Raw genomic sequence first — 12,721 nt, forward strand, 5'->3', positions numbered from 1 at the left:
TTCTTTGGGGGTTCCAGAGATTTTGAAAGTCTTCTCTGGAACCTTGTATGGTGCCGGCACCAGGAGTCGAACCCGGGACCTACTGATTACAAGTCAGTTGCTCTACCAACTGAGCTATACCGGCGTGTGGGCGACGATTATAGCGATTGGGTTGATCCTGTAAACCCCTGAATTCAGACTATTTTTGCATTCCCGGAAAATGAGGCCCTGCGTAAATTTATACGCAGCTTTTTGTACCTCACCTGCAGTGAGGCATTTATGCAGGGCGGACAGTTGAGTTTGGGCTTTCGGGACCCTGCAGTTACTCACTCGGCTAGCCCAATATTCGTCGGTTATGTCGTTTTGATTGGCACCTTATGCACAACTGAGGGGCGCTAGGACTGCTCGGGCGAGGTTTTGTGAAGCCATTCTCATCTTGTTCGCAAATCCCTGTTTTACCGGTTTTTATTTATGTGAACAAAAAATGACCAGTGTTGTTAAGGCGACGAAACAGGCGCAGATATTGGATCCACGGAAAATCCATCAACAGAGTTATCCACAGGCTGTGATGTTTTCAGCGCGTTCGGCGAGCAGCAGTAAGTTACGCGGTGTAAGTGAGGTATCGCAGAAGGTCCCGAGGCGTACGAAGTATCCCTGTTCTGCGAGGAAAAGCGCTCGATCCAGATTCAGCCAGAGCTCAAGCGGTCGTCGGAACAATCCGCGAAGCAATTCCAGGTTGCGCACTTCGGCCAACCGCTGCCAACCGGCGGCTTCGAGTGTCGACCAATCTGGCGAGCCGACTGTGGATAACTCCTTCAGCGCTGCTAGATCGAGACAATAGTCCGCAAACGGTTTATCCAGCCAGGCGCTGGGCAGGGAGGGCGTTGGAAGGTAGTCATCGACGCCGCGCACTTGCCGTTGCAGCAGGTCGAAAGCCAGGCGACGAGCCATCGAGGTGTCGCGCTGACGTCGGACGCGAGCACCGGCGGTGACGGTTTCGCTCATCGGCAACGCCAGATCTTCCAGCGACAGCTTTAGGAGCGATGCCGATCCTGCGCAGGACAAGGCCTGATATTCGTTGCGACTGATGCGGTTGTAGCAGCAGGGCGCAATCGCCATTTGCTGGCAACCTGCGGCACTGGCCAGTTGCATCAAGCGCACATGCAGATCACCGCACGCGTGGAGGGCGATGGCTGTGTGCGCGGCGTTCAATACGGCTGGGGCATCCGCCGCGAGTACATCCTGTTCGACATGCAGGGCGTTCAAGTGATGACGCTGACTCAAGGCCTGACCGCTGGCGACCAATAAAGGATCGTATTCAACGCAAGTCAATTGTTGCCCGGCACCCAACAGGCGGCGTCCCAGATGCCCTTTGCCGGAGCACCAGTCCAGCCAATGCGTCGGCTGCGAGGCGAAAGACAAGCGACTGGCAAACGCTTCAATCTGCTGCCACTTACGACCCGGCACATCGACATTCAAGCGATGCCCGGCAGCCTCAAGCGCATGCCCCGACAACTCACCGACCGCACTCAGCTCAGCCGACAACTTCGCCAATGAAGCGAACGGCTCCGGCGCTTCAACAAGATCAGCAGGATGGTTGTGCGTGCGTTCTGCATCTTCCAGCGACCGCCCGCGTAGCCACGCAGACACCTCGGGATAAGACGCTTCCCAGGCAAGCGAAAGGTGGGTGAACGGCCGAGGTTTCCACAGCGCCTGATGCTTAATCAAAAAAGCATCCAGCGCGGTGAAGCGGGCGAGTAGGGCCTCGCCCGTCAGCACGTGGGACGTTTCAGCGGCCTTGGCAGGCATCGACGCGCAGCCAGCGTTCCAGCAGCTTGAAGCCGCGAACCAGCACGTAAGCCATGACCAGATAGAACACGCCGGCGGCAAAGAAAATTTCCACCGGCAGATAGGTGCGCGCAATGATCGTGCGCGCCATGCCGGTCAGTTCCAGCAGGGTCACGGTGCTGGCCAGGGCGCTGGCTTTGAGCATCAGGATCACTTCGTTGCTGTAGGCCGGCAGGCCGATGCGCGCGGCGCGGGGCAGGATGATGTAGAACATCGCTTTCGGCCTGGACATGCCCAAGGCCCGCGCGGCTTCGATTTCTCCCGGCGGAATTGCCTGAATGGCTCCACGCAGGATTTCGGCAATGTACGCCGCCGTGTGCAGGGTCATGGTCACGGTCGCACACCAGAACGGATCGCGCAGGTATGGCCACAACGCGCTTTCACGCACTGCGTCGAACTGCGCCAGGCCGTAATAGACCAGAAACAGCTGCACCAGCAACGGCGTGCCGCGGAAAAAGAAGATGTAGGCGTAAGGCAGCGAGCGCACGTACCAGCGCTTCGAAGAGCGGGCGATGCCCAGCGGAATGGCGAGCAGCAGACCGGCAATGACAGCGATGGCAACCAGTTCCAGCGTCAGGGTCGCGCCCTGTGCCAGTTTCGGCAGCCACTTGATGATGACTTCCCAGTTCATTGCGCGCTCCTCGCAAAGCCGCGAGCGGCGCGTTTTTCCAGCAAGTGCATGCCGGTCATCGCCAGCACGGTCAGGCCCAGGTACATGATCGCGGCGACCATATAGAAGGTGAACGGTTGTTTCGACACGGTTACGCCAATCTGCGCGTGACGCATGATTTCTTCCAGGCCAATCACCGAGACCAGCGCGGTGTCCTTCATCAGGATCATGAACAGGTTGCCCAGGCCCGGCAGGGCGATGCGCCACATCTGCGGCATGATCAGCCGGGTAAAAATCCGCCATTTCGACAGGCCCAGGGCCTGGCCGGCCTCACGGTGACCTTTGGGAATGGCCAGCAGGGCGCCGCGAAACACTTCCGTGGCGTACGCTCCGAAGCACAGGCCCAGTGCGATCACACCGGCGGCAAACGCGTTGAGTTGCAGGTCGGGATTGCCGAAGTACTCACCGAGGGCGCGCATCAGGTTGACCGTACCGAAGTAGATCAACAGCACCCAGAGCAATTCCGGGACGCCGCGTACCAGCGTCGAATAAGTGCCGCCAAGCCATTGCAGCGGCTTGTACGGGGAGGTCTTGGCCAAGGCGCCGAGCAGGCCGAGCACCAGGCCCAGGCACAGGGCGGTGAGGGCCAGTTGGACGGTCATCAGCGCGCCAGCGGCGAGCGCCGGGCCGAATCCGTAGAGGTCGATAATCATGGGTTTCTGTTCAAATTGCGGCAGGCAAAGTCGGGATCCGGTGCCGCTTGATCACGGCGCCGGTCCCACAGGTCAGATCAATAGATACTGAACGGGAAGTACTTGTCGTTGATTTTCTTGTAGGTACCGTCAGCGACGATTTCCTTCAGGGCTGCGTTCAGCTTGTTGCGCAGCTCGTTGTCACCCTTGCGCACGGCGATGCCGATCTTGTCGCTTTCCACCACCGGGTCGCCCTTGAACTCGTAGTTCTTGCCGGCGTCGGTTTTCAGCCAGTCATAGTTGGCGTACTTGTCGGCGAGGATCGCGTCGACACGACCGGAGGTCAGGTCGAGGTAGGCGTTTTCCTGGGTGTCGTAGAGGCTGACCTTGATGTCGTCACCGTAGGTGTCTTCGAGCCAGGTGCCGGCCAGCGTTGCGCGCTGGGTGCCGATAGTCTTGCCCTTGAGCGAGTCCTTGTCGGTTTTGAAATCGACATTTTTCGGCGCGATGAACTGCAATTTGTTCGAGTAGTACGGGTCGGTAAAGTCCACCGCGGCTTTGCGCTCTTCGGTGATCGACAGCGAGGAAATCAGGAAGTCGAACTTCTTCGCGTTCAGCGCCGGAATGATGCCGTCCCAGTCAGAGGTGACGACGGAGCATTCGGCTTTCATCTTCGCGCACAGGGCGTCGCCGATTTCCTTGTCGAAGCCGACCACTTGGCCGCTCGCGTCTTTATTGTTGAACGGCGGGTAGGCCGCTTCGATGCCCATCTTCAGGGTTTCAGCCATGGCACCGGCGCTGAACGCGAGAGTGACGGCGGCGGCCAGGAAGACCTTTTTGAAATTCTGCATGCATGTTGCTCCGTTAGCGGTTGCTGGACATGAATTGTTTGCAGCGCGCCGAAAGCGGGTTGTCGAACACCTGCTGTGGCGATCCTTGCTCTTCTATAAGGCCCTGATGAAGGAACACCACTTCGCTGGAGACCTGGCGGGCGAAGCCCATTTCGTGGGTCACGAGCAGCATGGTGCGGCCTTCTTCGGCCAATGCGCGGATGACACTAAGTACTTCCTGAACCATTTCCGGGTCAAGCGCGGAGGTGGGTTCGTCGAACAGGATCACCTTCGGCTGCATTGCCAGCGTGCGGGCGATGGCGGCGCGTTGTTGCTGACCACCGGACAATTGCGCCGGGTAGGCGTGGCGCTTGTCAGCGATGCCGACCTTGGCCAGCAACGCTTCGGCGACTTCGATGGCCTCGGCCTTGCTCTGGCCGAGCACGCGGCGCGGGGCTTCGATAACGTTGTCGAGCACGCTCATGTGCGGCCACAGATTAAAGTTTTGAAATACAAAACCAATCTCCGAACGAAGGCGATTGATCTGCTTGCCGTCGGCGGCGACCAGTTCGCCGTTCTTCGCGGCCTTGAGCTTGAGTTCTTCACCGGCCACCAGGATCTGGCCCTGATGCGGGTTTTCCAACAGGTTGATGCAGCGCAGGAACGTGGACTTGCCGGAACCGGAAGAGCCGAGGATCGAGATCACGTCGCCGTCGCGGGCGGTCAGCGAGATGCCTTTGAGCACCTCAAGCTGTCCGTAGCGTTTGTGCAAGTTGCGGATTTCAAGCGCGGGCGTGGCCTCAGCCATGTGCGTTCCTCATATATGTTGCGCTCCTGCTGTTGGCGGGCCTTCCTGGCGAGGCGGCCAAGCTAGCATAGCGTTTCAATGGCAGCCAACAGCGCTACGAGCGGTAAACGGGTGGCATGTTGCGGGTTGTCGCATCGGCGCAGCAGACTGTCGCCCCATCAACAACCGAACGGGTGTTTGATCGTGCAAACCCGTGGGTGCCGCGTAAAAAAAGGCGCGATGTTGCCAGCTTTGGCGGGGTGTTGGAAGCGCTATCCGGCCGAACGTTCCTTATTCGCCCTTTTTCTGTGCGCCGCACACTTTATCTGTGTGTTTCTGGTGCGCGGATTCGTCTCGAAAGTGAGTCGCCGGGTAACGTTCTGGCGAATAGCCATTAAACTCAAGGACTTGCATCGGATGCCGGAGCCCCCGGCCCTCAAGGACTTGAAACATTTTGGCGCAAATATTGCGTGCAGAATAAGGAACAGGCCGTTGGATTCTTTTTACGAGAAAGAATTTTCAGACGCGCCGGACGCACTCGCTTTCCTTGCAAAGGTAGTCTCTATGAGCAGTACCCCAAGCTCCACTGGCCTCGAACAGGGGCTCAAACCGCGTCATGTGACCATGTTGTCGATCGCCGGTGTGATCGGCGCCGGTCTGTTCGTCGGCTCCGGCCACGCCATTGCTGCCGCCGGCCCGGCCGTGCTGCTGGCCTACGCCGCTGCCGGCACTCTGGTGGTGCTGGTGATGCGCATGCTCGGCGAAATGGCCGTAGCCTCGCCGGACACCGGTTCGTTCTCGACATATGCCGACCGCGCGATCGGTCACTGGGCCGGTTTCACCATCGGCTGGCTCTACTGGTGGTTCTGGGTGCTGGTGATTCCGCTGGAAGCCAACGCCGCCGCGACCATCCTGCATGCGTGGTTCCCGGGCGTGGACATCTGGGCTTTCGCTTTGGTCATCACCATGCTGCTGACCGTGACCAACCTGTTCAGCGTGAAGAATTACGGCGAGTTCGAGTTCTGGTTCGCCCTGATTAAGGTGCTGGCGATCATCGGCTTCATCGGCCTCGGCCTTGCGGCGATTTTCGGCTTTCTGCCGACCAGCCAGGTCAGCGGTGTGTCGCATCTGTTCGACAGTGGCGGCTTCCTGCCCAACGGCATGGGCGCTGTGCTGGGCGCGATCCTGACCACCATGTTCTCGTTCATGGGCACCGAGATCGTCACCATCGCGGCGGCGGAATCGAAGGACCCAGGCAAGCAGATCTCCAAGGCGACCAACTCGGTGATCTGGCGGATCGGCTTGTTCTATCTCGTTTCGATTTTCATCGTGGTGGCGCTGGTGCCGTGGAACGATCCTACCCTGGCCAACCTCGGTTCCTACCAGACCGTGCTTGAGCGCATGGGCATTCCCAACGCGAAGATGATCGTCGACATCGTCGTACTGGTCGCGGTGACCAGTTGCCTGAACTCGGCGCTGTACACCTCGTCGCGCATGCTGTTCTCCCTCGGCAAGCGCGGCGACGCCCCAGCCATGTCGACCCGCACCAACAAAAGCGGCACGCCTTACTGGGCAGTGATGTTGTCGACCGGCGCAGCGTTCCTCTGCACCTTCGCCAACTATGTAGCTCCGGCCGCGGTGTTTGAATTCCTCCTGGCCAGCTCCGGCGCCATCGCCCTGCTGGTGTATCTGGTGATCGCGTTCTCGCAACTGCGTATGCGTAAACAGCGCATGGCCCGCGGCGAGAAGATTGTCTTCAGCATGTGGCTGTTCCCGGGTCTGACCTGGGCGGTGATCATCTTCATCGTCGCCGCGCTGACCATCATGCTGTTCCAGGAAGCCCACCGCGTGGAAATCCTCGCCACCGGCCTGCTGAGCCTGATGGTGGTGGCTGCCGGTCTGCTGGTGTCGCGCCGGCGCAAGCTGGAAAAGCGCGGTGCGGTGGTGTTGAACTGATTTTTAACGCGTAATGCAAAACGGCCGCTGTCAGGGATGACTAGCGGCCGTTTTTGTTTCTGAGCTTTTCAATCAGGTTAAACCCAGTCCTCGATTCGCAAACCGGAAACGCGTTCAAACTCCCGTACGTTGTTCGTCACTACAATGAGTCCAAGTGACCGCGCGTGGCCAGCGATCATTTGGTCGTATGGCCCGATCGGCGTTCCAGCCTTCGCAAGTTCAGATCGAACCATCCCGGCCTGTGCGGCTGCGTCGTTATCGAAAGGCAAGACATCCAGTCGCGCGACGAACCCTTCGACAATCGCCAGATTCTTCTCCGGGACCGCTGACTTTTCAGCACCGTAAATAAGCTCCATGAGCGTGATAGCGCTGATGCACAACTGCCCGGAATGTCGATTGAAGGCTTCCCGGACAATTTGTGGTTTGTTCTTGATGGTGAAGATGCAGATGTTTGTATCCAGCATGTATTTGATCATCAGAACGACTCGCGCTCCTGATCAGTGGGTTGCTCACGGTCAGCCATGAAATCAGGGCTGACGCTGTCGCCATCAAACCAGCTATCCCAGCATTCTCCAGCAGGCGTAATGACGCGTGTTCTGCCAATCGCGATAACTTCCACGCGTTTAACGTCGCCGGGCATCGCAACTGCCTTTGGCAGGCGGACTGCCTGACTTCTATTGCTCATGAAAATTGTGGTCTGCTCCATATCCGACCTCCGGGCCTGATCCTGTGATTGGTTCAGGATAGGTTGTGCTGGGGATATGTCAACGGGATATACATTGTCATTGGGCAAAGAGTGCTAGGCCATCCAAACAAAAAAACGGCCGCTGTCAGGGATGACTAGCGGCCGTTTTGGTTTCTGAGCAGGGCTTATTCGCTCTTGTCTTCCTGGGTGTCTACCGACTTCCCATAAGCATCCAGCGCCACCCCGAAATCCGTAATGAACTGCGGCTCGCTCAGCCAGGCCTGGGCCTGTTCGATGGTCATGCCGTCGGCCCACATGCGGTAGTCGATGAGCATGTCGGCGGCGAGGTGGGTGGCGGCCATGCCTTCGTTGTCGGCGTTTTTCATGTCGAGCAGTTCAGGATGGTCGACGATGATGAAGGCCAGTTCGCGCAGCAGGGTCAGCAGCATTTCGTCGCGACTGACCGCTTCGGCTTCACGCATTTTGCTGAACATCGCCAGGGTGTATTCCGGGATCGGCTCGGCGAGGTGGCCGAGGTCTTCGTCCTGATCCAGCGGTTTGCGCCCGACCATGCGGATCTGCTTGGCCTTGGCCTTGGCGCGTTTGGCGCGTTTCTGTTGCTTGTTCAGGGATGCCATGGGAGCTCAGTTCTTCTGTTGGGTTTGTGCAGCGATCGCGTCGGATGCCGCCACATAGTCAGCCTGGAAGGCCGGGGATTCGATCCACGCCAGCGCGCCAGCCTCGTCGGTTTCCTGTGACCACTGGCGATACTCGATCAGCGCGGCGAGGATGAAATCCATCGCGCCTTCTTCGCCTTCCTGCTCATAGACCAGTTCCAGCAGCGGGTCTTCGAGGAACGCGGTGCACATGGCTTGCTGGCTGATCTTCTCGGCGTCGATCATTTTCTTGAACAGTTCGGTCAGGTCCACCGATTCGAAATCGATGCGGTCGTCGTTCGGGTCCAGCTCGACCGGCGCTTCGGCGCGCTTGGTGCGGTTCTGCTTGGCCTTGGCTTTGGCCCGGGTGGCGCGTTTTTGCTGCTTGTTGGCGGAGGCCATGGTGTGTTCCGTCGTGCGTGGAGAAGGGCTCAGCTGCGCGGGACTTGCCGCCCGGGTGTGTCGGGGGCCAGTGCGCCGGTCTGCAGCCAGGTCAGAGCGATGGGCCATAGTGTGGCTTGGTATGCGCTGCGAAAAAAGCCGAAATGTCCGACTTGTTGTTCGCCGATGTCCTGCGGCTCGATGCGCAGGTGAGTTTTTGCCGCGTTGCTGAAGTAGCCGAGCAGGCGTTCGATGGCCGGGATCGTGCCGTAAGGATCATCGCAGAGGCTGATGGCGAGGGTCTGCGCGCGGACGTTGGCGAAAGGCAGGGCGCCCGCCTTTTTCATCAGAGCACGACCGCTTGGACGATCCTCGTAACGTGCGGTGGGTGTGCTCCAGTCGCGGACTACACCGGTGGGCGTGTCCTCCAGCCAGCCGAGCCGCTTGCCTGGAAAATAACCGCAGAGCAGCGCCATCAAAGGCATGACCACATGCCACTTGCCGAACATCCGCCAGCGGTGTTCGGGGGCGTAATCGCGCCAGTAGGCGAACTGCGCACCGACGGTTACCAGCCGTCGGATTACCTTGCCGGATGCGGCGAGACCGGCCGCGCAACCACCGAAGCTGTGGCCAACCACATCGATTGGCTGACCGGGAAACTCCTGCTGCGCGCGTTTGAGCATCGCTTGGAAATCCAGCGCGCCCCAGTCGGTCCACGAGGTACGCAGCCCTTTGATCGATTCGCTGCGTGATTCGCCGATGCCCCGGTAGTCGTAGGTCATCACGTCGAAGCCGTGGCTGAACAGATAGGCCGCGAACCGTGAATAGTGCCGACAGCGCACCGAGGTGGCGGCGTTGATGATGACCACCGGGCGCTGAGGATTGGGCGAACTGTGGCGCCAGGTGAAGCCGCCGAGTGCGTAGCCGTCGGCTGCGGTTTCCTTGAAGGGCGTGGCTTTAGTTACAGTCAAAGCTGCTTGGCTCAACTCTGGGGCGCCCACATCGGATGTCTGCTGACAGCTCATGGCGCTTGACCTCGGCGGTTAGGTGCCAACCATAGTCGCCGCGCTGATCAAGAACAATCCGGCCGGTTCATTCACTGGATTGAATGAGCATGCGTTCTTCGATCAACGCCTGTTCGCGGTTGAGTTCAGCACGTAACTCTTCTTCGCTCGGCAGTATCGTCTTGTAGCTGCTGGCGAACAGTTGCTCATTGCCTTTGAGCATGGAATAGCGCGCCACCGAGTCATTGCTTTCCGCGCTCAGAATGATACCGACGGTTGGCTTGTCACCGTCGCTGCGCTTGAGCTCGTCGTACATGCGCACATACATGTCCATCTGCCCGACATCGCGGGCGCTGAGCTTGCCGCGTTTGAGGTCGATGATCACGAAGCACTTGAGCAGGTAGTTGTAGAACACCAGATCGATATAGAGGTCGACGCCGTCAGTGCTGATGCGTTGTTGGCGGGCGACAAAGGAAAAGCCTTTGCCAAGTTCAAGCAGAAAGCTTTGCAAGTGGTCGATGAGTGCTTGTTCGAGTCCGCTTTCCCTGACTTTGCCTGCCGAGGGCAGGCCGAGGAATTCGAGCATGACCGGATCGCGAATGAATTCCCGCGGATTGCATTTCATCGCGTCGATGTTGGTCGTGGCTTCCTCGACCACCTCGGCTTTGTCCGGACTCATCAGCAGGCGCTCGTAGTAGAGCGTCAGGATCTGACGATCAAGGGCGCGGCTTGACCAGTTGAGGTCGGCGCATTCGTTCATGTACCACAGGCGCGCTTTCTCGCTTTCGACCCGCAGTAGCCGGCGGTAGTGGGTCCAGCTCAATTCGGGACGCAGTGCGTCTCGAATTGGAAATTTTTGATAAAACAGGCGCATCTTCCACAAATTGGTTTCATCAAACCCTTTCCCGAATTGCCCGGTCAGATCCTTAGCCAGTAGGCCAATCAATTTTTTCCCATATCCCGCACGTTGGGCTCCCTGTTGTTCAAACTCGACGATATGCCGGCCGATTTGCCAACAGGTCTGCACCTGAATCGTATCGACCGCGCGTAGCACTTTTTGCCGCGCCTGGCGAATCAGCTCGCCCAGTTCGCCCAGCAGTGAATCGATTTTATGGTCTTGCGTATCAGCAGGTTTGAGCTGGCTCATCGGGTCTTCCGCATTCTGGAAACAGAGACGCAAGCATGCCGGGGAAGGCGGCGCAGGTATGTCGGGCGGACCTGCGAGTTCGGAAGGAAGGGTGGGACAGGCGTTGCAGGACATTGCCACTGGAAGGCGCGTAACAGGGTAAATGTCCGTAGTCCATTTCGTACTCTTGCTCACTCAGTCGCCGCGAAGTTGGCAGCGCTACGGCCCGCAATCTGGTGTTTCACCTGAAGGGCAAAGCCTAGGTTCAATAGGCCGCTTCGAAGAAGCACCCCAACTTCATCATCGCGAGCGCTTGCGCTTCGGCCTCTGCTCACGCACCCGCCCTTTGCGATAAATCCACAGCCCGAACACACCGATGGCCAACATGAACGCGGTCCAGAAGCTCTGCCAAAGGAACTCGAACCAGTATCGCCGAGGTTGCAGTGCCAAGGTGTAGGTGCTGCGCGGCCCGCGATTGTTGGTGGTGATGGAGCCGCTGATCCAGCTTTCGACAAGCATGGAGATCGAAAGGCATACGGCTAAGGCAATCAGCACTCCAGCGAGCACCGTCAGCCAGAATGTCCAGCGGCTCGGGCGATACGGCGGGGGATGCGGCAAGCGAATACGGGTTCTTTTCTGATTCATAAGCGAGGCTCGCGTGAGCCGGTCAGGAAACTGCCGGCTCTTGCAGTTGTTCAGTCGGCATCTGCCGCAGGCTCGTCGGGCGTGCGGCAAGGTGGGCGCATTCAGCGATCACCTTGAGAATGCCGATCACCGCCGGCGTCAGCGCAGTGCCGAGGCAGATGCGCACGCCTGTGGAAGCCTGGCCGTCGGCGAAAAAGATGCCGCTGCCAGCCACGTGGCAACCACGCTCCGTGGCCAGTTGCTGCAGCGCAGACATGTCGGTGTGTGCCGGCATTTCGATCCAGTGGATGAAGCCGCCGCGTGGTGGCACATACCGGGTCCCGGTGGGGAAATCCGTGCGCACCAGCGCTTCGACGAAACTCGCCAGCGAAGACAGTTGCGACCTCAATCTGGCGCAGTGCTCGTCCATGTAGCCACGGCCGATGAATTCATTGAGAACATTTTGCGCCAGGCTGGAAACGGCCAGGTTGCGCGAAAACATCTGCGCGAGGATGGCATTGCGGTATTTGCCGGCCAGACACCAGCCGACGCGATAACCCGGCGCGATGGTTTTCGAAAAGGACGAGCAGTAGATCGTCTGGCCGCTGCTGTCATAGCTCTTGAGGGCGCGCGGTCGATCAGCTTCGGGCACCAGATCGAAGAAGATGTCGTCTTCGATGATCGGCACATCCGCTTCGCGGGCGATCCGTGAAAGTCGGGCGCGCGCTTCGTCGGGCATGATGAAGCCACGCGGATTCTGCAGCGTCGGGTTGAGAAAAATCACCGCGACCTTTTTTTGCTTCAGCGCTTCCTCCAGATGATCGACATCCAGGCCCGTCCGGCCGTGGGTGCGGATCGGCAAGGCGCGCATGCCCAGGCGTTCGATGGTCTGCAGAATGCCGTAGTAGGTCGGGGTTTCGATGGCGACTGTAGCGCCTTTCGACGCGACGGCTTCGAGGGCCAGTTCCAGAGCGATGGTGTCGCCCGAGGTCACTAGAATATCGTCCGGCCCGCAGACCACGCCGCGTGTCAGCATCAGCCCGGCGATGCGCCGTCGCAGCGCCGGCAGGCCGGGTGGCGCGACCAGACCGCTCAGCGCGTTGTCAGTCTTGGCGGCCAGCACCGAGAGGCATTTGTTGAGCAGCACGTTGGGCGTGAGATCGCTGTGCAGCACCGCCGAATTCAGTGATGCGGTGGTGCGCGACGCCGCTTCGGAGAGCATCGCGACTACCGCATGATTGACGTTGACGGTGACACTGGAAAAGTCGAAGGCGCCGGACGGTTTTGCCCGCCCTGACGCCGAGACGAAGTAGCCGACGCGGGGCACGGTCGAGACGTAGGCATCAGCCTCGAGATCGGCCAGCGCCCGCTGCACCGTGGTGATGCTGGTCTCGAACATCCGCGCCAGAACGCGGATTGACGGCAGTTTCGCTTCGGCCGCCAGGTCACCGCTGTCGATCTGGCGAATAATCCAGTCCTTGACTATCCGCCAGCGCTTGTCCGGCAAATCAAACCTGTCCATAAGTTCTCTGTGATGATTCGA

The 12,721-nt window shown here is 59.3% G+C and carries 14 protein-coding genes and 1 tRNA gene; 1 reads left to right on the forward strand and 14 read right to left on the reverse strand.

Going from position 1 to position 12,721, the window contains the following annotated elements; all coding sequences use genetic code 11:
- Positions 1-48: 48 nt before the first annotated feature.
- The 6 genes from PspCFBP13508_RS16015 to PspCFBP13508_RS16040 form a co-directional block, all read right to left on the reverse strand.
- Positions 49-124: transfer RNA gene (locus tag PspCFBP13508_RS16015), tRNA-Thr, on the reverse strand.
- 407 nt (positions 125-531) lie between these two features.
- A complete protein-coding gene (locus PspCFBP13508_RS16020; protein WP_137215089.1) occupies positions 532-1,788 on the reverse strand; it encodes a methyltransferase in 1,257 nt (418 codons plus the stop codon).
- Positions 1,769-2,458, reverse strand: coding sequence for an ABC transporter permease (locus PspCFBP13508_RS16025; protein WP_016772145.1), 690 nt, complete (start codon positions 2,456-2,458; stop codon positions 1,769-1,771). Before PspCFBP13508_RS16025 ends, PspCFBP13508_RS16020 begins: the two co-directional genes overlap by 20 nt.
- Entirely contained in the window at positions 2,455-3,150 is a 696-nt protein-coding gene (locus PspCFBP13508_RS16030) for an ABC transporter permease (protein ID WP_016772144.1), read from the reverse strand. Before PspCFBP13508_RS16030 ends, PspCFBP13508_RS16025 begins: the two co-directional genes overlap by 4 nt.
- A 77-nt stretch (positions 3,151-3,227) precedes the next feature.
- Positions 3,228-3,980, reverse strand: coding sequence for an ABC transporter substrate-binding protein (locus tag PspCFBP13508_RS16035; protein WP_042608621.1), 753 nt, complete (start codon positions 3,978-3,980; stop codon positions 3,228-3,230).
- A 13-nt stretch (positions 3,981-3,993) separates the two neighbouring features.
- Positions 3,994-4,767 (reverse strand): ABC transporter ATP-binding protein, encoded by a 774-nt coding sequence (locus tag PspCFBP13508_RS16040; protein ID WP_024011209.1) that lies wholly within the window; start codon positions 4,765-4,767, stop codon positions 3,994-3,996.
- 543 nt (positions 4,768-5,310) lie between these two features.
- Here PspCFBP13508_RS16040 and gabP point away from each other — a divergent pair.
- A complete protein-coding gene (gene gabP / locus PspCFBP13508_RS16045) occupies positions 5,311-6,702 on the forward strand; it encodes a GABA permease (protein ID WP_016772141.1) in 1,392 nt (463 codons plus the stop codon).
- Positions 6,703-6,779: 77 nt separating this feature from the next.
- Here gabP and vapC read toward each other — a convergent pair whose 3' ends face one another.
- From vapC to PspCFBP13508_RS16085, 8 genes are all read right to left on the reverse strand, one after another.
- Positions 6,780-7,178 carry a tRNA(fMet)-specific endonuclease VapC gene (gene vapC / locus PspCFBP13508_RS16050; protein WP_039756566.1) on the reverse strand — a complete coding sequence of 133 codons (399 nt, stop codon included), beginning with the start codon at positions 7,176-7,178 and terminating at the stop codon, positions 6,780-6,782.
- Complete coding sequence (vapB, locus tag PspCFBP13508_RS16055; protein WP_137215090.1) at positions 7,178-7,408, reverse strand: type II toxin-antitoxin system VapB family antitoxin; 231 nt, start codon at positions 7,406-7,408, stop codon at positions 7,178-7,180. The genes vapC and vapB overlap by 1 nt, the downstream gene beginning before the upstream one ends.
- Positions 7,409-7,572: 164 nt before the next feature.
- The gene (locus PspCFBP13508_RS16060) at positions 7,573-8,025 is read right to left on the reverse strand and encodes a hypothetical protein (protein ID WP_137215091.1); all 453 of its coding nucleotides are present in this window, start codon (positions 8,023-8,025) and stop codon (positions 7,573-7,575) included.
- Positions 8,026-8,031: 6 nt separating this feature from the next.
- Positions 8,032-8,445, reverse strand: a complete 414-nt coding sequence (locus PspCFBP13508_RS16065; protein ID WP_016772137.1) for a hypothetical protein — start codon at positions 8,443-8,445, stop codon at positions 8,032-8,034.
- A gap of 29 nt (positions 8,446-8,474) precedes the next feature.
- Positions 8,475-9,395 (reverse strand): alpha/beta fold hydrolase, encoded by a 921-nt coding sequence (locus PspCFBP13508_RS16070; protein ID WP_241669527.1) that lies wholly within the window; start codon positions 9,393-9,395, stop codon positions 8,475-8,477.
- A gap of 121 nt (positions 9,396-9,516) precedes the next feature.
- Positions 9,517-10,575 (reverse strand): PDDEXK nuclease domain-containing protein, encoded by a 1,059-nt coding sequence (locus PspCFBP13508_RS16075; protein WP_137215206.1) that lies wholly within the window; start codon positions 10,573-10,575, stop codon positions 9,517-9,519.
- Between the two features lie 279 nt (positions 10,576-10,854).
- Entirely contained in the window at positions 10,855-11,199 is a 345-nt protein-coding gene (locus PspCFBP13508_RS16080) for a hypothetical protein (protein WP_130910411.1), read from the reverse strand.
- 22 nt (positions 11,200-11,221) lie between these two features.
- On the reverse strand, positions 11,222-12,700 hold the full coding sequence (locus PspCFBP13508_RS16085) for a PLP-dependent aminotransferase family protein (protein ID WP_137215093.1): 1,479 nt from the start codon (positions 12,698-12,700) through the stop codon (positions 11,222-11,224).
- Positions 12,701-12,721 lie beyond the last annotated feature (21 nt).

This window comes from Pseudomonas sp. CFBP13508, assembly GCF_005233515.1.
Classification (GTDB): domain Bacteria; phylum Pseudomonadota; class Gammaproteobacteria; order Pseudomonadales; family Pseudomonadaceae; genus Aquipseudomonas; species Aquipseudomonas mercuritolerans.